At 59.8% G+C, this 20,056-nt stretch carries 20 protein-coding genes and 1 tRNA gene; 7 read left to right on the forward strand and 14 right to left on the reverse strand.

The genetic code is table 11. The features are described 5' to 3' along the window. Window positions 1–43: 43 nt before the first annotated feature. Window positions 44–1,564, reverse strand: a complete 1,521-nt coding sequence (locus QK293_RS01645; RefSeq protein ID WP_282375233.1) for a HAMP domain-containing sensor histidine kinase — start codon at window positions 1,562–1,564, stop codon at window positions 44–46. Next, on the reverse strand, window positions 1,561–2,277 hold the full coding sequence (locus QK293_RS01650; protein ID WP_282375234.1) for a response regulator transcription factor: 717 nt from the start codon (window positions 2,275–2,277) through the stop codon (window positions 1,561–1,563). Before QK293_RS01650 ends, QK293_RS01645 begins: the two co-directional genes overlap by 4 nt. Before the next feature lie 151 nt (window positions 2,278–2,428). Between QK293_RS01650 and msrB the strand changes: the two genes are divergently transcribed. Both msrB and msrA read left to right on the forward strand, forming a co-directional pair. Further along, window positions 2,429–2,947, forward strand: coding sequence for a peptide-methionine (R)-S-oxide reductase MsrB (gene msrB / locus QK293_RS01655; protein ID WP_282375235.1), 519 nt, complete (start codon window positions 2,429–2,431; stop codon window positions 2,945–2,947). A gap of 68 nt (window positions 2,948–3,015) precedes the next feature. Continuing rightward, window positions 3,016–3,720 carry a peptide-methionine (S)-S-oxide reductase MsrA gene (gene msrA / locus QK293_RS01660; RefSeq protein ID WP_282375236.1) on the forward strand — a complete coding sequence of 235 codons (705 nt, stop codon included), beginning with the start codon at window positions 3,016–3,018 and terminating at the stop codon, window positions 3,718–3,720. A 12-nt stretch (window positions 3,721–3,732) separates the two neighbouring features. Here msrA and QK293_RS01665 read toward each other — a convergent pair whose 3' ends face one another. From QK293_RS01665 to QK293_RS01720, 12 genes are all read right to left on the reverse strand, one after another. After that, window positions 3,733–4,137: a GNAT family N-acetyltransferase gene (locus QK293_RS01665; RefSeq protein ID WP_282375237.1), complete on the reverse strand. Its 405-nt coding sequence runs from the start codon at window positions 4,135–4,137 to the stop codon at window positions 3,733–3,735. Between the two features lie 202 nt (window positions 4,138–4,339). Next, window positions 4,340–4,777, reverse strand: a complete 438-nt coding sequence (locus QK293_RS01670) for a VOC family protein (RefSeq protein ID WP_282375238.1) — start codon at window positions 4,775–4,777, stop codon at window positions 4,340–4,342. A gap of 24 nt (window positions 4,778–4,801) precedes the next feature. After that, entirely contained in the window at window positions 4,802–5,302 is a 501-nt protein-coding gene (locus tag QK293_RS01675; protein WP_282375239.1) for an adenylate kinase, read from the reverse strand. Between the two features lie 14 nt (window positions 5,303–5,316). Further along, complete coding sequence (locus QK293_RS01680) at window positions 5,317–7,239, reverse strand: alkaline phosphatase D family protein (RefSeq protein WP_282375240.1); 1,923 nt, start codon at window positions 7,237–7,239, stop codon at window positions 5,317–5,319. 170 nt (window positions 7,240–7,409) lie between these two features. Then, complete coding sequence (locus tag QK293_RS01685; protein ID WP_282375241.1) at window positions 7,410–7,631, reverse strand: formate dehydrogenase subunit delta; 222 nt, start codon at window positions 7,629–7,631, stop codon at window positions 7,410–7,412. Then, window positions 7,628–10,510 (reverse strand): formate dehydrogenase subunit alpha, encoded by a 2,883-nt coding sequence (gene fdhF, locus QK293_RS01690; protein WP_282375242.1) that lies wholly within the window; start codon window positions 10,508–10,510, stop codon window positions 7,628–7,630. The genes QK293_RS01685 and fdhF overlap by 4 nt, the downstream gene beginning before the upstream one ends. Further along, on the reverse strand, window positions 10,507–12,045 hold the full coding sequence (locus QK293_RS01695; protein WP_282375243.1) for a formate dehydrogenase beta subunit: 1,539 nt from the start codon (window positions 12,043–12,045) through the stop codon (window positions 10,507–10,509). Before QK293_RS01695 ends, fdhF begins: the two co-directional genes overlap by 4 nt. Then, complete coding sequence (locus tag QK293_RS01700; protein WP_282375244.1) at window positions 12,042–12,518, reverse strand: formate dehydrogenase subunit gamma; 477 nt, start codon at window positions 12,516–12,518, stop codon at window positions 12,042–12,044. Before QK293_RS01700 ends, QK293_RS01695 begins: the two co-directional genes overlap by 4 nt. A 293-nt stretch (window positions 12,519–12,811) precedes the next feature. Next, entirely contained in the window at window positions 12,812–13,072 is a 261-nt protein-coding gene (locus QK293_RS01705) for a hypothetical protein (RefSeq protein ID WP_282375245.1), read from the reverse strand. Between the two features lie 171 nt (window positions 13,073–13,243). Next, complete coding sequence (locus QK293_RS01710; RefSeq protein WP_282375246.1) at window positions 13,244–13,744, reverse strand: DUF3916 domain-containing protein; 501 nt, start codon at window positions 13,742–13,744, stop codon at window positions 13,244–13,246. A gap of 144 nt (window positions 13,745–13,888) precedes the next feature. Next, entirely contained in the window at window positions 13,889–14,218 is a 330-nt protein-coding gene (locus QK293_RS01715; protein WP_282375247.1) for a hypothetical protein, read from the reverse strand. A 149-nt stretch (window positions 14,219–14,367) separates the two neighbouring features. Then, window positions 14,368–14,452: transfer RNA gene (locus tag QK293_RS01720), tRNA-Leu, on the reverse strand. Between the two features lie 107 nt (window positions 14,453–14,559). Between QK293_RS01720 and queA the strand changes: the two genes are divergently transcribed. The 5 genes from queA (at window position 14,560) to secF (ending at window position 19,974) form a co-directional block, all read left to right on the forward strand. Further along, window positions 14,560–15,609, forward strand: coding sequence for a tRNA preQ1(34) S-adenosylmethionine ribosyltransferase-isomerase QueA (gene queA, locus QK293_RS01725; protein ID WP_282375248.1), 1,050 nt, complete (start codon window positions 14,560–14,562; stop codon window positions 15,607–15,609). 14 nt (window positions 15,610–15,623) lie between these two features. Then, a complete protein-coding gene (tgt, locus tag QK293_RS01730; RefSeq protein ID WP_282375333.1) occupies window positions 15,624–16,739 on the forward strand; it encodes a tRNA guanosine(34) transglycosylase Tgt in 1,116 nt (371 codons plus the stop codon). 43 nt (window positions 16,740–16,782) lie between these two features. Next, window positions 16,783–17,118 (forward strand): preprotein translocase subunit YajC, encoded by a 336-nt coding sequence (yajC, locus tag QK293_RS01735; protein WP_046046023.1) that lies wholly within the window; start codon window positions 16,783–16,785, stop codon window positions 17,116–17,118. Window positions 17,119–17,181: 63 nt separating this feature from the next. Then, a complete protein-coding gene (gene secD, locus QK293_RS01740) occupies window positions 17,182–19,050 on the forward strand; it encodes a protein translocase subunit SecD (RefSeq protein ID WP_282375249.1) in 1,869 nt (622 codons plus the stop codon). 9 nt (window positions 19,051–19,059) lie between these two features. Continuing rightward, complete coding sequence (secF, locus tag QK293_RS01745) at window positions 19,060–19,974, forward strand: protein translocase subunit SecF (protein ID WP_282375250.1); 915 nt, start codon at window positions 19,060–19,062, stop codon at window positions 19,972–19,974. The last annotated feature ends 82 nt before the right edge of the window (window positions 19,975–20,056 follow it).

Below are 20,056 nucleotides of genomic sequence, written 5' to 3' on the forward strand. Positions count from 1 at the left end.
GGCCTTTTCAGGCCGTCTAATCTATTGGACCGAGGCGGCGTTGTCACGGATTCCCCATCGAATTCAGATTCATCGACCGAACCGCCCATTGCTCGGCCGTTTGCTGATCCACCGCCAACGAAAAGCGGAAGGTCGCGCCGCGTCCGGGAACATCAATCAGCTGGATCTCGCGGCCGTGTAATTGCAGGATCCGGTGCACGATCCGCAACCCCAGTCCGCCATCACGCCGTGCGCCGCCTATGTTGAATGGGCGCAGGAACAGACCTTCGCGCAGTTCGGCGGCAATGCCGGGGCCGGTGTCGCTGACAGTGACTTCGATAAAAGGCCCTTGAGGGCGCAGGCTGAGCTCGATTTCTCCACCTCGGGGGGTATGACGCAGGGCGTTGTCGAACAGGTTGGTCAACACCCGCTCGATCAATCCAAGGTCGGCGCAGGCGGCCGAAACATTGGGTGCGAAGGTGGCCTTGAGTTCGACTTGTCGCGCCTCGGCCGTCAGTTCGAATTTCTGGAAAATGTCCTGCACCAGATCGGTCAGCGAGAAGCGCTCCAGCACCGGTTGCACAAAGCCATGTTCCAGTCGCACCAGTTCCAGCAGCGATTGCGCCAGACCACCCACCTTGCGGCTTTGATCGAGCGCGATGCCCAGATAACGGCGGCGGTCGGTGGGGGACAACGTGGCGTCCTTGAGCGACAAGGTTTCCAGGTAACCGTGCAGCGAGGCCAGAGGCGTGCGCAGGTCGTGGGAGATGTTTGCCACCAGTTCGCGGCGTTCCTGATCCTGGCGGGTCAACGAACGCCATTGCTCACCGAGGCGCGCTTGCATCTGCCGGAAGGCCGCGTCGAGTATGGCAATTTCATCGTGGCTGGCGGCTTTCTCCACCGGGACGGATGTAGGCGGTGTTGCCGGAGCGCCATCAATGTCGAACTGGCTGACGGTTTCGGTCAAACGGCGCAAAGGGCGGGTGATGAGGGCGAATGCCGTGAGACCGGCAATCAGGCACAGCAATGCCACCAGCCCGATGGACAACAGCGCGGTATTCAGGGCGGCGCTGGTGGCGCCGCGTTCGGCGAAGCGGTCGTGCTCTTCGCTGAGCAGCACCACATAGAGATAGCCCGCCGGTTTGCCGCTGACCTGTAAAGGCGCGGCGCTGAACACTTTGCGGCCATCGACGCTGCGCGGATCGTCGCCGAGAATCGGCAGGGCATCGCCCTTGAGCAGGCGCTGGATCGGCGCCAGGCCGACCCGCTCCCGGCGTATCCGACCCTCGGGCGCAGCACTGCCGACAATCTTGCCCTCGGTGTCGAGCAGATACACCTCGACACTGGGGTTGACCAGCATCAGCTGGCTGAACAGGTCGCGCACGGCGTCGGGCATCAGGCCTTTTGTGTCCATCAGCACGGTGTCATGGGCGATGTGTCGGGCCAGATCCCGCGACAGCCCTTGCACCACTTCCAGCTCATGCATCTGGTTGGCGCGCACCTGCATCCATGCCGACGTGCCGCAGCACACCAGCAGCAATACGGCGAAAACCAGAGACAGGCGCTGAGTCAGGGTCAGTCTCACGGCTGCTCCTCCTTGGCCACGAATTTGTAGCCTCGTCCCCACACCGTGAGGATGCGCACCGGTTGTGCCGGATCCGCTTCAATCTTTGCCCGCAGGCGGTTGATGTGTGTGTTGACCGTGTGCTCGTAGCCTTCATGGCGGTAGCCCCAGACCGTGTTGAGCAGGTCCATGCGCGAGAACACTTTGCCGGGCTGACGGGCGAAGAAATACAACAGGTCGAACTCCCGTGGCGTGAGGTCGAGACGGCGCCCGTCAAGGGACACATCGCGCGTGATCGGGTCGATGGAGAGGCCGTCCATGATCAGGCTGCCGGCGTCCATTTTCAGGTTGCGGGCCATGGCGTCGACCCGTCGCAACAGCGCTTTGACCCGGGCCACCAGTTCGAGCATGGAAAAGGGCTTGGCCAGGTAATCATCGGCGCCGAGTTCGAGCCCGAGAATCCGATGCACTTCGCTGGAGCGCGCACTGGTAATGATGATCGGTGTGTAGCGGGCCATGGCGCGGGCGCGGCGGCAGATTTCCAGGCCGTCGACGCCGGGCAGCATCAGGTCGAGGATCAGTGCGTCCCAGCTTCCTTGCTGCAGCAGTCGCATGCCTTCATCGCCATCGGCGCAGTGCACCACCTCGAACTGCTCATCGCGTAGATGCAGGCAGATCAGGTCGGCGATGTGCAGGTCGTCCTCGACCACGAGGACGCGTTTGGTCTGTTCCATCAAGCTCAATCCTTCGGCGCAATGAGCGCATTGTGCGGGTTTTCCGGGGCCGGAGTTATCACGAATTGTTTAACTTCTCGTGAGGATTTGGCGATCAACCCAAGCCTAGGCTGTGTTCCATGTCAGGCACCTGGATTTTTCGGAGACGACCATGTTTTCACGGCGACAGTTTCTCGTAGCAGGCGGCGGGCTAGGCGCTGCAGCCCTGGTCATCGGTGTATTGCCAAAATTTTCCGCAAGTTCTGCGCTGGTCAGTGACGCCAGTGCGACGGAGGTGTTCGAGGTGACTCACAGCGACAGAGAATGGCGCGCCATGCTCAGCGCCGAGCAGTACGACATCCTGCGCGAAGAGGGCACCGAGCGGGCCTACAGCAGCCCGCTGAACAACGAGCACCGTGAAGGGACTTTTGCCTGTGCCGGTTGCGAACTGCCGTTGTTTTCTTCCGCGACCAAGTTCGACAGCCGCACCGGCTGGCCAAGTTTCTGGGCACCGCTGGACAAGGCCGTGGCCACTCGACAGGACCGCTCCTTCGGGGTGCTGCGCGAAGAAGTCCACTGTCGGCGTTGTGGCGGTCATTTGGGCCATGTCTTTGATGACGGGCCCAAACCCACCGGTTTGCGTTACTGCATGAACGGCCTGGCGATGACGTTCGAGCCGCAGTCGGCTTGATCCATGGGCACACCTTTTCGCGTTTACGTTCGGTTGATCGTCATTCCATTTGTTCAGGAGTCAGCCTCATGAAAACCCTATTCACCTGGCGCCGTGCCCTGTTGGGCCTGGCCGTTGCCGGCGTCATCGGCCACGGCTCAGCGGTCTCTTTCGGTGCCGAAGACGCGGTCATCATTCCTCCACCCAGCCTCGACGGAACCACTCAGGCCCACAGCGAAACCGCAGTCTTCGCCGGCGGTTGCTTCTGGGGTGTCCAAGGCGTGTTCCAGCATGTCAAAGGGGTGACGAAAGCTGTCTCCGGTTACGCCGGCGGTGCAGCCAACACCGCTCAGTACGAACGGGTCAGCGAGGGCGATACGGGTCATGCGGAATCCGTCGAAGTCACCTTCGACCCCCGTCAGGTCAGCTATGGCACCTTGCTGCAAATCTACTTCTCGGTGGCTCACAACCCTACCGAACTCAACCGTCAGGGACCTGACAGCGGCACTCAGTATCGCTCGGCACTTTTCCCGGGAAACAGCGAACAACAACGTATCGCTCAGGCCTACATTGCCCAGCTCGACGCCGCCCATTCGTTCAACAAACCCATTGTCACCAAGCTGGAAACCTACAACGGTTTCTACCCGGCGGAGGAGGAACATCAGGACTTTCTGACCGAGCATCCGACTTATCCCTATATCGTGATCAACGATCTACCGAAGGTCGCGCAGTTGAAGCAGCTGTATCCGAATCGGTATCAGGAGAAACCGGTGTTGGTGAAGGCGGGGATGTGAATGGTGAGTATGCTATTTACGACGTGGGCGCTCCATCGCGATGGTCGACGTTTCAAAACCCAAGCTTGAAAAGAAGTCCGAAGCGCCTTCCCGGCCTGCTCGCAGAACCCAGGTAATGTCGGTGTTCTCGGCCATGACATGCTCAACCAGTGCACGCCCGATACCTTCACGTCGATACTGTCCACAGACGACGACCATCGACAGATAACCGTTTGATAGGCCGTCCGTGATGCCTCGGGCAAAACCGACAATGCGGGAGTTCTTCACGGCAAGGGCGGTGCGTTGGGAGTTAGTGATCAACTGGGCAAAATGTTCAGCGGAACCTGTGCGGTGAGCCCATCCGTTCTGCCCCAGAAAAAGCCGTACGGACTCTACTTCCGAGGGCAGTACATCGCGGACATGCAAGACATTGTTCATCCGGAAATCACATTCTTGCCCGCGATCTTCGGGTACAGCGCTTGATCGGCCCTGGCCAGTACAGCGTGTTCGCGACAATGTGAGTGTTTGACTGTATGCATCGTGTTCTCCGCATTTGACAGACGCTCAGTATCCATCGACTTACCAAAGACGTTTCCGTGATCGATGTAATCCCGATCCGAATAACAAGCCATCTCTTGGCTCAGTGGCTGACGGGCGAATACGGCCGCTCGCCCAAACTTTCCACCAATCGAACCAGATAACCGTCCGGGTCCTGCACCAGAAATTCGCGTTGGCCGACGTCCACCGCCTCCGCGCGATACCAGGCTTCGGCGCAGGAACGAAACAACGGCCATTCAACGTCGGCCAGGCGCTGGAGTATGGGATCGACGACATCAACCGTGATTTGAAAGTTTATGCCTCGACCAAACGGCGCTTGCAGTGCGCCGGTTACCCACTGGCCTTCGGCCGGGTCGTATTGCTCCAGCATGATTTGAACGCCGTTTTTATCGAGGTAGGCAAAACCGACCTCGGGGCGTTCATAGGCGATTTGAAAACCGATCAGGGATGTCCAGAAATGAAGGCTTTTCTTGATGTCCGTGACCATTAATTCGGGGACTGACTTGCTCCGTGCAAACATATGCATCCTTGGGAAACAGTGTGATTAGTCGGCGTGTAGCAGGGTGTTCGCAAATGCCGTGATTTCGGTTCGATTCCTGAGTTTGATTTTTGAACCGCTGAACCCTTCGAACAGACGTTGGTGCGCGGAAAATCCACTGGAGTCTTTGCGGGTACGGTAACTGCCGGCCCATTCCAGCAACGCTATCAGCAACGTGTCGTCGTCCTGTTTGTTTTCTCGCTGACGAACATTGGCCACGCAGCTTTCGTCTTCAACACACAACCAAATCAATGTCGTAGCGCGGTGGATAAGTTCGCTGACGATCCAGCCGTAAACACCCTCGATCACCCAGCGCTCTTCACCTGCTGCTACCCGCGCCATTCCCAGTGCCTCGGCACGGGGGCGGGGGATGCTGTGTTCGTCGGACAACCAGTGAATCAGGTCGAGATCGATCCTCGAAGCCTGAAGTTGTTCTGCCAATCGTTTAGCCAGCCAACTCTTGCCGGAGCCGGAATTGCCGATGATCAGGGTTCGGGTTAGGTTCATGATGACTCGCCATTTCAGTCTTCGTTGTCAGGCGCAACCATCCGCGTCTTCGGCAAACCGTTTGAGTTGTGCTGATAAATTTCCTGCGGCTGTCCTTTTTCATTAAAGAACACCTGCCCGATCCCCGCCGAATTCCACAGCCGTTCACCCGCTTCAGCATGTTCCGGGACATGCGGAACAATGCGCATGCGTCGACGTTTAGTCAGCCAGTTGAGTGGCGAGCGCGGCGAGTAGAGCCAGCGATTGAGGCGGTCGAACCATTCGAGCAGGGCCGGCGGGAATTCGTTTTTGATGCCGCTGCTGGTGATCTGCCAGATTCGCGGGCCGGCCTTGCGGTGTCGGATCAATACTTCGTAGACGAAGGAATAATGCACATCGCCCGACAGCACCACGTAGTTACCGGGGGTGCGCGAGTGTCGGAAAATGTTCAGGATGACCTGCGCCGCGCCGCGATGGGCCATCCAGTTTTCGGCGTCCACCAGCAGGGGATAACCACACCAGCTGAAGACCCGCTGTATCGTTTCGATCAGTTTGACGCCGAAGATCGGTGCCGGTGAAACGATGATCGCCGAGGGGTGATCGAGCAGTTCCTGTTGCAGTTCGCTGAGCGCTTCCCAATCCAGCAAACCCGAAGGTTGCTTGAGGGTCATCTCACTGCGCCAGCGCCGGGTGCGGGTGTCGAGCACGACAATGGCCGGGCTAGTGGGCAGCACGTAATGCCAGTTCTGAAACCTCAGCAGCTCATCGATCAAACCGTCCTGAACGTCGCTGTCGAGATAATGGTCTTGCCCTGTGGCACTCAATAAACGGGTTTTTTCCAGCACGTCGTCGAATGCATCCGGATTGTTGCCCCAGCCCTGACACACCATATATGCAATCAGTGCGTTGCCGATGATGCGCTTGGAGAACGGATGACCGTAGGCCGTTTCCTCCCATTGCGCGGAAAGATTCCAGTCATCGGTAATATCGTGATCGTCGAAAATCATCAGGCACGGCAGATGGGCGAACACTCGGGCGACACCCCCCAGGCCCGCTTTGAAATCATCGATGCACGTTTGCTCCAGCGCATAACGCTCGCGTCTTTCGGGAATCAATTTTGGCGGTTTTGGAGCGATCAACGTCCAGGGCGTCGGTGACCACACCAGCAGGTACATGGCCATGACCTCGGCGAACGTCACCAGATGATTGTCAGCACTGCTGCTGGTGAAAATCGGCTTACGCACCCCGCCGAAGAATCGCTCGCGCAGGGTTTCGTTGCTCTTCAGCGCCGGTAACAAATCCGCACGATGGTAGTAGCTGGCGGGATCCTCGTAGAGCTTGGCGCTGTCGCTGACCACCGCACCTTCGAGGTATTCGCCGAACAATCCCAGCCGCGCGATCAAGGCATGGATGGCTCGCAACATGGGGCCTGCGACATCGTCGGCGTACACCTGATCGCCGCTCATCATCAACAGCGCCGGACGTTTGTGTGCATCCGGCTCGGCCTCCAGCAAACGATCGACACACAGCAAACCGTCCGGGGCCGGATGGTGAGGTTTGCGGCAAGAACCATGCAGCAGCTGATCGACCCGTTTACGCAGGACGAAGTTCGGACAACGGGCGTCGCCGTACAGCAGGTGCGGGGCCCAATCGGCGATGCCTGTGCCAGCGTCGTCAATCAGCAGGTCGTATTCGATTAACGTGTCGCAGGGCAGGGTGGCGTCCAGCGATACATCGATCAAATGAACAAAGGCCTGGGTGCCCACCGCAATGATCGTGCACTGACTCGCGTCGAGGTGGATATCGTCGCGATCTTGCAGACGCAACGTCAGCGACAGCGCCCGCGACCCCACCAGCCACATCACCAGACGCGTAGGCTCCAGCCGCCGCAACAACGGCCCGACCAGGACAGGGGGAAGGGATTGATGATCGTCTGGCAGTGGCAAAGACATGGACATCCGGGTGCTTGTAACAGAGAAGCGCAGGATGATAACGCAGCTGATGTCAATGAACTGCAACTGGCTTGAATCCGACAGTCAAACAACAACAGGCTGCCCACCCGCCAAGCATTGCACAAGTGAAAGCCCCGAAAAGCTCGGGGCTAATCCCAAAGGGATCGCGTGTGAACCTAAGCCTCCCAGCCCGCCCCACTGACCGCCGCCTGCGCCAAAGGGTGCAACTCTGCCCCCTGATGCTCTGTCTGCCAGGCCAGTAACTCCTTGCGCATGCCGGGCGTCCAGTACATCTGCAGATGATTACGCACGCCGAGCACGGCCAGTTGCTGGTCCGGTTCACTGGCGAAGTACTGGGCGATCTGGTTGACCATTTTGATCAGGTTGGCAGTGCTCATCGGCGTACCTCCGCTTTAGCGCCACGCGCCTGACGGCGTTCGTCGAGCAGGCGTTGTTGGTTGTCGCTGAATTCCTGGTAGCGTTTTTGCCACTCGGAAGGGTGGTAGACGCGGCTGACTTCCACGGCGGTGACTTTGTACTCCGGACAGTTGGTGGCCCAGTCGGAGTTGTCGGTGGTGATGACGTTGGCCCCCGACTCAGGGAAGTGGAAGGTGGTGTACACCACACCTGGGGCGACCCGTTCGGTGACCCGCGCACGCAGTACGGTCTGTCCGGCGCGGCTGCCGATGCCAACCCAGTCACCTTCGTTGATGCCACGGCTCTCGGCGTCGGTCGGGTGGATTTCCAGGCGGTCTTCGTCGTGCCAGGCGACGTTGTCGGTACGCCGGGTCTGGGCGCCGACGTTGTACTGGCTGAGGATGCGCCCGGTGGTCAGCAGAAGAGGGTAGCGATTGTTGACCTTTTCCTCGGTGGGCACGTAGCCGGTGAGCATGAAGCGCCCCTTGCCGCGCACGAACTCCTCGATGTGCATGGTCGGCGTGCCGTCCGGGGCCGCGGCGTTGCACGGCCATTGCAGGCTGCCGTGGCGCTCCAGTTCGGCGTAGCTGACGTTGGTAAAGGTTGGCGTCAGGCTGGCGATTTCATCCATGATTTCCGACGGGTGCTTGTAGTCCATCGGGTAGCCCAGGGCGTTGGCCAGGGCCACGGTGCCTTCCCAGTCGGCCTTGCCGCCCAGCGGCTCCATGACCTTGCGCACCCGGGAGATGCGCCGCTCGGCGTTGGTGAAGGTGCCGTCTTTTTCCAGGAATGAGCAGCCCGGCAGGAACACGTGGGCGAACTTGGCGGTTTCGTTGAGGAAAATATCCTGCACCACCACGCATTCCATGGCCGACAGCGCCGCGGTGACGTGTTGGGTATTGGGGTCGCTTTGGGCGATGTCTTCGCCCTGGCAATACAAGCCCTTGAAGCTGCCGCCCAGGGCGGCCTCGAACATGTTGGGGATGCGCAGGCCCGGGTCGGGTTGCAGGGTGACGTTCCAGGCTTGTTCGAACTGTGCTCGTACCACCTCGTTGGAGATGTGCCGGTAACCGGGCAGCTCGTGGGGGAAGGAACCCATGTCGCAGGAACCCTGAACGTTGTTCTGTCCCCGCAGCGGGTTCACGCCCACGCCTTCGCGGCCGATGTTGCCAGTGGCCATGGCCAGGTTGGCGATGCCCATGACCGCGGTGCTGCCCTGGCTGTGCTCGGTGACGCCCAGGCCGTAATAAATCGCCGCGTTGCCGCCGGTGGCATACAAACGGGCGGCGGCACGGATGTCGGCAGGTTCTACGCCGCAGATCGGGCCAAGGACTTCCGGCGAGTTTTCCGCGCGGCTGACGAGTTCGCTCCAGCGGGCGAAATCGCTGCCCTCGCAACGGGCGTCGATAAAGGGCTGGTCGAGCAGGCCTTCAGTAACGATGACGTGGGCCAGGGCATTGAGCATGGCGACGTTGGTGCCCGGGCGCAGGGCCAGGTGCAGTTCGGCGCGGGCATGCACCGAGTCCACCAGATCAATGCGTCGTGGGTCGATGACGATCAGCCGCGCGCCTTCACGCAGGCGGCGCTTGAGCTGGGAGGCGAACACCGGGTGGGCGTCGCTGGGGTTGGCGCCCATCACCAGGATCACGTCGGCCTGCATCACCGAGTCGAAACTCTGGGTGCCAGCGGACTCGCCAAGGGTTTGTTTCAGGCCATAGCCGGTCGGCGAGTGACAGACCCGCGCACAGGTGTCGACGTTGTTGTTGCCGAACGCGGCGCGCACCAGTTTTTGCACCAGGTAAGTTTCTTCGTTGGTGCAGCGGCTGGAGGTGATGCCACCAATGGAGTCGCGACCGTATGTTTGCTGTAGCCGGCGGAATTCGCTGGCGGCGTAGGTCACCGCTTCATCCCAGCTGACTTCCTGCCAAGGGTCGTTGATGTGCTGGCGGATCATCGGCTTGGTGATGCGATCCGGGTGAGTCGCGTAACCCCAGGCAAAGCGGCCCTTGACGCAGGAGTGGCCGTGGTTGGCGTGACCGTTTTTGTCGGGAACCATGCGCACCAGCTTGTCGCCTTTCATCTCGGCGCGGAACGAGCAGCCCACGCCGCAATAGGCGCAGGTGGTGATCACGCTACGTTCGGGCTGACCCAGTTCGACCACGCTTTTTTCCATCAAGGTCGCGGTGGGGCAGGCTTGCACACAGGCGCCGCAGGACACGCATTCCGAGTCGAGGAAGTTCTCGCCACCGGCGGCCGCCACCCGGGATTCGAAACCGCGCCCGGTAATGGTCAGGGCAAAGGTGCCCTGGGTTTCTTCGCAGGCGCGCACGCAGCGGTTGCAGACGATGCACTTGCTCGGGTCAAAGTCGAAGTAGGGGTTGGACGTGTCCTTCACGTCGGCCAGATGGTTGTCGCCTTCATAACCGTAACGCACCTCCCGCAGGCCGACCTGGCCGGCGACGGTTTGCAGCTCGCAGTTGCCGTTGGCCGAGCAGGTCAGGCAGTCCAGCGGGTGATCGGAAATGTACAGCTCCATGACATTGCGGCGCAGGGTCGCGAGCTTCGGCGTCTGGGTGTGCACGCTCATGCCTTCGCTGACCGGCGTGGTGCAGGACGCCGGGTAGCCGCGCATGCCGTCGATCTCCACCAGGCACATGCGGCAGGAACCGAAGGCTTCCAGGCTGTCGGTGGCACAGAGTTTGGGAATGGTGGTGCCCAGCAGCGCGGCGGCGCGCATCACTGAGGTCCCTTCGGGCACGCTGATGCTGCGGCCGTCGACGTTCAGGGTGACTTGCACCTGGCTGTCGCGGGCCGGGGTGCCGAGATCGATGTCGGTTTTCGGGTCGAAGAGAGTGATCATTGGTCGGCCTCCGAGGCTTGCAGGCCGAAGTCGGCGGGGAAGTACTTGAGGGCGCTGGCGACCGGAAAGGAGACCATGCCGCCCAATGCGCAGAGCGAACCGTATTGCAGGGTGTCGCACAGGTCCTTAAGGATGATCACCTGCTCATCACGGCCGCTCTGGTCCGGCGCGGCCAGCAGACGGTCGATCACCTCCACGCCCCGGGTCGAGCCGATGCGGCAGGGGGTGCATTTGCCACAGGATTCCTCGGCGCAGAACTGCATGGCGAAGCGCGCCATGCGGGCCATGTCCAGGCTGTCGTCAGCCACCACCACACCACCGTGACCGAGCATGGCGCCGATGGCGGCGAACGCCTCGTAATCCAGCGGCGTGTCGAACTGCGACGGTGGCACCCAGGCGCCGAGCGGACCGCCAACCTGAGCGGCCTTCAGTGGCCGGCCACTGGCGGTACCGCCGCCGTAGTCTTCCACCAGCTCCCGCAGGGTCAGGCCAAAGGCCCGTTCCACCAGACCGCCGTGACGAATATTGCCCGCCAGTTGGAAGGGCATGGTGCCCAGGGAGCGGCCCATGCCGTAATCGCGATAAAACTGCGCGCCCTTGGCCAGAATCAGCGGCACCGAGGCCAGCGTCAGCACGTTGTGCACCAGCGTCGGCAGACCGAACAGCCCTTGCAGCGCGGGGATCGGCGGCTTGGCGCGGACGATCCCGCGCTTGCCTTCGAGAGAGTCCAGCAGCGCGGTTTCCTCACCGCAGATGTAAGCGCCGGCACCGACGCGCACTTCCATATCGAAGGCCTGGCCGCTGCCGCCGACATTGGCGCCGAGGTAACCGTTGGACCGGGCGACGTCCAGCGCCTCGCGCAAGGTGGCCACGGCTTGTGGATATTCCGAGCGCACATAGATGTAGCCGTAGTTGGCGCCGACGGTGATGCCGGCAATCGCCATGCCTTCGATCAACAGGAACGGGTCGCCTTCCATCAACATGCGGTCGGCGAAGGTGCCGGAATCGCCTTCGTCGGCGTTGCACACAATGTATTTCTGCGCCGCCTGGGTGGCGCGCACCGTGCGCCATTTGATTCCGGCCGGGAAAGCCGCGCCGCCACGGCCACGCAGGCCGGAATCGAACACCGTTGTAGCAGTCTGCTCGCCGCCCAGTGCGACGGCCCGGTTCAAGCCCTCGAAACCGCCGTGGGCTCGGTAATCGTCCAGGGACAGCGGCCGGGTAATACCGGCGCGGGCGAACAGCAGGCGTTGTTGAGTCTTCAGATAAGGCAACTCTTCCACCAGACCCAAGGCCAGTGGATGAGCGGACGGATCGCCTTGCAGCGCTTCCAGCAACGACGGCACATCGGCAGCGGTCAGCGGGCCGAAGCCGATCCGGCCTTGCGGGGTGTCCACTTCCAGCAGAGGTTCCAGCCAGTACAGGCCGCGGGAGCTGGTGCGTTGCAGATCCACATTTTGGAGGGCCAAGGCCACTTCATCAGCGCCCACGGCACGGGCCAGCGAATCAGCGGGCAGATAGAAGCGCGGCATCATGCGTCCTCCCGACAAGCATCGAGCAGCGCATCCAGACGCTCGGCACTAAGCCGCGCATGCACCTGGCCATCTAATTCCAGAGCGGGGGAACAGGCACAAGCGCCGAGGCAATACACCGGACGCAAACTGATGCTGCCATCGGCGCTGCTGCCGTGATCGTCCAGTTGCAGACGTTCGCGCAACTGCGCGGCAAGCTGCTCGGCGCCACGGCTCTTGCAGGACTCAGCCCGGCACAGACGCAGGATATGCCGGGCCGGAGGCGCGGTGCGGAAGTCATGGTAAAAACTGATCACCCCGCGAATCTCCGCCTGACTCTGGTTGAGGGCGTGGGCAATCTCGGGGACGGCAGCATCGGGGATATAACCGATGCCCGCCTGAATCTCATGAAGGATGAGCAACAGTGCGCCGGGGGAGCCTTTGTGGCGCTCCAGCAGGCTGTTGACCATCGGCAGGTGCAACATCTCATCAGGCATACAGCAATCCTCACGGTCACGGACAAACCAGAAGGTTGTCGGTCGTCCGAAAGTGTCGGCTGCGGCACTCACACCACGTCACGGTATCGTGGCATTTTCAGGCCGGTGGCCAGGGCACCCTGAGCGGGCATCTTGTTGTGCCCGGTGCGGTCTTCGCCGCACCTCTTAAAGGGCATAAAAGGCAGATTGCCACGCCGCCTTTGATTTAACTGCACCAAAGCGACGTGTTCGGTTCTGCCTACGACTATCCATTAAGTCTAGATGAGTGGGGCGCGAGGCGTTCACTCACTGGCTTAATGCCCTGAGGGCGTGTCGATGGGTGATGTATAGCAAGCATTACCGGTAAGAAACAGCATCAGATCCGTGGGTAATTTTAGGGAGCAGAGCTGTTCTATCGCGTTGATTTGTTCCGCTGTAAGCCGATAGTCATAGACGCAGTCATCGTCCTTCGCCCACCCCAGGATCGGCTTGAGATCCTCGACAGAAACCGGGATTTCCTTTTCATAGGACGCGAAATCCTCGCCTTCCGGAACGCCCATAAGCACGTGTTTCATTGCTCGAACTTCCTTGTAGGGTCTGCTGGTTTGTTTCGAATTCCAGTTTCGTGGCTCAACTCTCAGCTTCGCCCTGAACTGAGCATCGCCAGCCCGAAATCCTCAGGACCAATCCCAAATTCCAATCAACACCCAAAACCCCTGTGGGAGCGAGCCTGCTCGCGAAAGCCGTCAGGCCGGTTCTCCGATGCACCACCACTGTACTGCGACCTCATCGTCAGGTTGAGTTACGTCATGCCCGTGCTCGACGAAATTCGCTGGTGTGTGCAACGCAAGAGCATGACTGATCCGCTCTGGCATGAGAGCGTTAGTCTCACCGAGAAAACCCAGATAATAGTCCCGGTCATAGAAGAGGGTGACCTCGCTCTGATGAACCCATGGCCACACCAGCAGGCAAGCGACCCGGTAGTAACCCTGTGAGTGGTCAGCAGCGTTGGACAGGTGGCAAGCGGCTTCGAGCAGTTGCTGAATGCAGAAGGCCTGAACTTCGATTCTTGCTTGAGGGCCTTGAACCAAGGCCGCGTGCACCGGGATCTTCCAATGTGTGTAGCGCTCCATGCGCCCGGATCGCGGGTAAAACTCGTCGCGAAAGCTGGAGGCCCATTGTTCCAGAGCACGAAGGCGGCGGGGAACGCCTCTGATCGGCTTGTTGCTGAGAGCGATTTGCCGCATTGATACGTCCTTGTGATGCCGAAAAGTCTTTCATTGTGTCTGCTGGCGCAATGGAAAAGTGGACAGATTTGTTTCCATATCTGCCAAAGCCGTACCCAGTACCAGCGGGTGTAAAGGCGTGACAAGCTTGCCTAACACGATCATTCACTGAATATCTTTCAAGTATCCCTTTAGTGCAGTGAGCGGCGTATCAAGCTGCTCCATTGTCTGCGCATTGCTGACATTAGCTGACAACCGTTGCAGTTCACGCCCAAGCGGCGTATCAGCCCCGCCTATAGCGTCTAGCGCCAAACCTGCGCAGTGCGCCACTCTAAGCTGAATACTCTCGACATCACCCCGGCGCACCAGCAAGCCAAATACCTCCCGCTCGTAATCGCTCATGATCGGATCATCCCGCAGAATCGGACTCGACCCCTCCGTCTCATAAGCCAGCTTCAGACAGAACAAAGCAACAGTTTCCAGCAGCAGTTCCATGAGATGAATCCTTGAGAAATGTCGTACCGGCCGCGGGCGGGGAGATCAAAAGAATCTCCAGCAAGCCGGCTCCTGCGGGTCGGCGGCGTATCGCCCACTTTATCGCAGACGAAAAAAAAGGCCTTGCAAAGCAAGACCTTTCTTAATTTTGGTGCCCCGAGGGAGACTCGAACTCCCACTTCTTGCGAAAACGGATTTTGAATCCGCCGCGTCTACCAATTCCGCCATCAGGGCTCAATGGCGGCGAAGTATAGAGATGAGATTACCGTCGGTCAATCAGGTACATAGAGAATTTTCACTATTTCGGCTAGACTTCCGGCCCCTGCTAGACGAACCCCATCATGCGCGTTGCTGACTTTACTTTCGAACTCCCTGATTCGCTGATCGCTCGCCACCCTTTGGCTGAGCGTCGCAATAGTCGCCTGTTGACCCTGGATGGGGTCAGCGGCGCCCTGGCGCACCGTCAATTCACTGATTTGCTCGAGCATTTGCGCCCGGGCGATTTGATGGTGTTCAACAATACCCGGGTGATTCCGGCGCGGCTGTTTGGCCAGAAGGCTTCCGGCGGCAAGCTGGAAATCCTGGTGGAGCGGGTGCTCGACAGTCATCGCGTGCTCGCCCATGTGCGTTCCAGCAAGTCGCCCAAGCCCGGTTCGAAGATCCTGATCGACGGTGGTGGCGAGGCTGAGATGCTGGCGCGGCACGATACGTTGTTCGAGTTGGGGTTCGCCGAAGAGGTGTTGCCGCTGCTCGATCGCGTCGGCCACATGCCGTTGCCTCCTTATATAGACCGCCCGGATGAAGGCTCGGACCGCGAGCGTTATCAGACGGTCTACGCCGAGCGTTTGGGCGCGGTGGCGGCGCCGACGGCAGGGCTGCATTTCGATCAGCCGCTGATGGAGGCGATTACCGCCAAGGGCGTCGAGACGGCGTTCGTGACGTTGCACGTCGGTGCGGGCACGTTCCAGCCGGTGCGCGTTGAGAAGATCGAAGACCACCACATGCACAGTGAGTGGCTGGAAGTCGGTCAAGACGTGGTCGATGCAGTCGAAGCCTGCCGCGCTCGCGGTGGTCGGGTGATCGCTGTGGGGACCACCAGCGTGCGTTCGCTGGAAAGTGCCGCGCGCGATGGTGTACTCAAGCCGTTCAGTGGCGACACGGACATCTTTATCTACCCGGGCCGGCCGTTTCATGTGGTCGATGCCCTGGTCACCAACTTTCATTTGCCCGAATCCACGCTGTTGATGCTGGTTTCGGCGTTCGCCGGTTATCCCGAAGCCATGGCCGCTTATAAAGCCGCCGTCGAGCATCAATACCGCTTTTTCAGCTACGGTGATGCGATGTTTATCACCCGTAACCCTGCACCACGTGGCCCTGAGGACAAAGAATGAGTCGCCAAAGTCGTATGTCGTTTGAGTTGCTTGCTACTGACGGCAAGGCTCGTCGCGGTCGTTTGACCTTCCCGCGCGGTACCGTCGAGACCCCGGCCTTCATGCCGGTGGGCACGTACGGCACCGTCAAGGGCATGCTGCCGCGGGACATTACCGCGACCGGCGCGGAAATCATTCTGGGCAACACCTTCCACTTGTGGCTGCGTCCTGGCACTGAAGTGATCAAGAAGCACGGCGACCTGCACGATTTCATGCAGTGGAAAGGCCCGATTCTTACCGACTCCGGCGGTTTTCAGGTGTTCAGCCTGGGCGCGATGCGCAAGATCAAGGAGGAGGGCGTGACCTTCGCCTCGCCGGTTGATGGCGCCAAGGTGTTCATGGGCCCGGAAGAGTCGATGCAGGTCCAGCGTGATCTGGGCTCGGACATCGTGATGATTTTCGACGAATGCACGCCGTACCCGGCTGACGAAGACGTCGCGCGGATTTCGATGGAGCTGTCGTTGCGTTGGGCCAAGCGTTCGAAAGAAGCCCATGGCGACAACACGGCGGCGCTGTTCGGTATTGTTCAAGGCGGTATGCACCAGGATCTGCGCATGCGTTCCCTGGAAGGCCTCGATCAAATCGGCTTCGATGGCCTGGCCATCGGTGGTCTGTCGGTGGGCGAGCCGAAACACGAGATGATCAAGGTGCTCGACTACCTGCCAGGTCAGATGCCGGCTGACAAACCTCGTTACCTTATGGGCGTTGGCAAACCGGAAGATCTGGTTGAGGGTGTGCGCCGCGGTGTGGACATGTTCGATTGCGTGATGCCAACCCGTAATGCCCGCAATGGGCATCTGTTCATTGATACAGGCGTGCTGAAGATCCGTAACGCGTTCCATCGCCATGATGATTCGCCGCTGGATCCGACCTGCGATTGCTACACCTGCCAGAACTTCTCCCGTGCTTATCTGCACCATCTGGACAAGTGCGGCGAAATGCTGGGTAGCATGTTGAATACCATCCACAATTTGCGCCATTACCAGGTGCTTATGGCTGGTTTGCGCGAGGCTATTCAACAGGGTACATTGGCCGCCTTTGTCGATGCCTTCTACGCCAAACGCGGGCTTGCTGTTCCGCCTTTGGACTGAGTTTTCTGACCCCAAGATTCAACATTTGCAACTGGAGTGCTAAATGAGCTTTTTTATCTCTAATGCCATGGCTGACGCTGCTGCACCTGCGGCAGGCCCAATGGGTGGTGGTTTTGAGTGGATTTTCCTGGTCGGTTTCCTGGTCATCTTCTACCTGATGATCTGGCGTCCACAGGCCAAGCGCGCCAAAGAGCAGAAGAACCTGCTCGGCAGCCTGCAGAAAGGCGACGAAGTTGTGACCACCGGTGGTATCGCCGGCAAGATCACTAAAGTGGCAGACGATTTCGTTGTTCTGGAAGTTTCCGACACCATCGAAATGAAGTTTCAGAAAGGCGCCATCGCCGCCACGCTGCCAAAAGGCACGCTGAAAGCGATCTAAGTTTCAACTTCTACTCAATCGACGGGGCGCGCAAGGCGCCCCGCGTCATAAGCGGGCGGCGTGATGCTGAACAAATACCCTCTGTGGAAATACATTCTGATCCTGGCGGTGCTGGCGGTCGGTCTGATTTATTCCGCTCCCAATCTATATCCTGATGACCCGGCTATTCAGGTCAGTGGTGCAAGCACTGCGCTGCAAGTGACTCAGGCTGATCTGGATCGTGTGGGCGCAGCGCTCAAGGAATCCGGGATCAATGTCAAGGCTGCCACCCTGGCAGCGAACGGCAAGGGCGGTCTGATTCGTCTGACCAAGGCTGAAGACCAGCTGCCTGCCAAAGACGTCGTGCGCAAGGCATTGGGTGATGACTACGTCGTTGCACTGAACCTTGCACAAACCACCCCGCAATGGCTGCGCAGCTTTGGCGCGCACCCGATGAAGCTGGGTCTGGACTTGTCCGGTGGTGTGCACTTCCTGCTCGAAGTGGACATGGACAAAGCCCTCGACGCGCGCTTGAAAGTCTACGAAGGCGACGTCAAGAGCCTGTTGCGTAAAGAGAAACTGCGCTATCGCAGCCTGCCACAACTCGATGGTGCCATTCAGCTGGGTTTCAGTGATGAAGCGTCCCGCGAACAGGCCCGTGCACTGATCCGTAAGAACTTCAGCGATTTCGACATTGTTCCGGCCGACCTCAATGGTCAGGCGGTGCTGCGTCTGGCGATGACCCCGGCCAAGCTGGCGGAAATCCGCGAATACTCCATCAAGCAGAACTTGACCACGGTACGTAACCGCGTCAACGAGCTGGGTGTTGCCGAACCCATCGTTCAGCGTCAGGGCGCCAACCGCATCGTGGTTGAGCTGCCGGGCGTGCAAGACACCGCCGAAGCCAAGCGTATCCTCGGCAAGACGGCCAACCTTGAGTTCCGTCTGGCCGCTGAGCCTGGTGCATCGAAAGCCACTTCTGAAAGCTTCGAATTCCGTGAAGGCAATCGTCCGCCAGCGCAAATCGAGCGCGGCTTGATCATCACGGGTGACCAGGTCACCGATGCCAAGGCTGGCTTCGGCGAGCAAGGCACGCCTGAAGTGAACATCCGTCTGGATGGCCACGGTGGCGAGCTGATGAGTCGTGCGACCCGCAGCAACGTCGGTCGCAGCATGGCGGTGATCTTCATCGAGCAACGCCCGGTCACCACTTACGTCAAGAAAATGGTTAACGGCGTCGAGAAAGACGTGCCGGTTCAAACCTTCAAGGAAGAGAAGAAGATCATCAGCCTGGCGACCATCCAGTCGCCGCTGGGTGCTCAATTCCGTATCACTGGCCTGAACGGGCAGGGCGAGTCGTCCGAACTGGCGCTGCTGTTGCGTGCAGGTGGTCTGGCTGCACCGATGTACTTCGCTGAAGAGCGCACCATTGGCCCAAGCCTGGGTGCCGACAACATCGTCAAGGGTGTCGATGCATCGCTGTGGGGCATGCTGTTTGTCTCGCTGTTCATCATCGCCATCTACCGCTTCTTCGGCATCATTGCCACCGTCGCGCTGACCGTGAACATGGTGATGCTGCTGGCCCTGATGTCGCTGCTGGGTGCAACGCTGACCCTGCCGGGTATCGCCGGTATCGTGTTGACCATGGGTATGGCGGTCGACGCCAACGTTCTGATCTTCTCGCGGATACGCGAAGAGATCGCGGCGGGCATGACCGTACAGCGGGCAATCAACGAAGGCTTCGGCCGGGCATTTACTGCGATTCTCGACGCCAACCTGACAACACTGTTGGTCGGCGGGATTCTCTTTGCGATGGGCACCGGCCCGGTCAAAGGCTTCGCAGTGACCATGTCCCTCGGGATCTTTACCTCGATGTTCACGGCCATCATGGTGACCCGCGCGATGGTCAACCTGATCTTCGGCGGTCGAGACTTCAAGAAGTTGTGGATTTAAGGGGCTGCCATGTTACGTACAATCAACTTCATGGGCGTTCGCAACGTTGCGTTCGGCGTCACATTGTTTCTTACCTTACTGGCATTGTTCAGCGTCGCCACCAAGGGCATGAACTGGGGCCTGGACTTCACCGGCGGTACGCTCATCGAGCTGACCTACGAACGTCCGGCCGATGTCACCAAGGTGCGTGAGCAGCTGGCCACTTCGGGTTATCACGAGGCGATCGTACAGAGCTTCGGTGCTACGACCGATTTGCTGGTGCGCATGCCGGGTGAAGATCCGCAGTTGGGCCACCAAGTGGCAGAGGCGCTGCAGAAAGTCGGCGGCGACAACCCAGCGGTGGTCAAGCGCGTCGAGTTCGTCGGCCCGCAGGTGGGTGAAGAGCTGCGCGATCAGGGCGGCCTCGGCATGCTGATGGCGCTGGGCGGTATTCTGATCTACCTGGCTTTCCGCTTTCAGTGGAAGTTTGCGGTCGGCGCCATTGTCTCGTTGATTCACGACGTGATCGTGACCATCGGTATCCTGTCGTTCTTCCAGATCACCTTCGACCTGACGGTGCTGGCGGCGGTACTGGCGATCATCGGTTACTCGCTCAACGACACCATCGTGGTATTCGACCGGGTTCGTGAGAATTTCCGTGTCCTGCGCAAGGCCAGCCTGATCGAGAACATCAACATCTCGACCACGCAAACCTTGCTGCGGACCATGGCGACTTCGATCTCCACCTTGCTGGCGATCGCGGCCCTGTTGTTCTTCGGTGGCGACAATTTGTTCGGCTTCTCCATCTCCCTGTTTATCGGTGTTCTGGCGGGTACTTACTCGTCGATCTACATCGCCAACGTCGTGCTGATCTGGCTGAACCTGAGCACCGAGGATCTGATTCCTGCTGTGGCGACCGATAAGGAAGTCGACGACCGCCCGTAACGGCCATCGCCTTCCTGTTGTCTGCCAAAAAAGGCGCGAATTGAACTCGCGCCTTTTTTTATGCTCCAAGGTTGGGAGAAGC

Origin of the sequence: Pseudomonas sp. AL03 (assembly GCF_029960815.1) — a bacterium.
Classification (GTDB): Bacteria; Pseudomonadota; Gammaproteobacteria; order Pseudomonadales; family Pseudomonadaceae; genus Aquipseudomonas.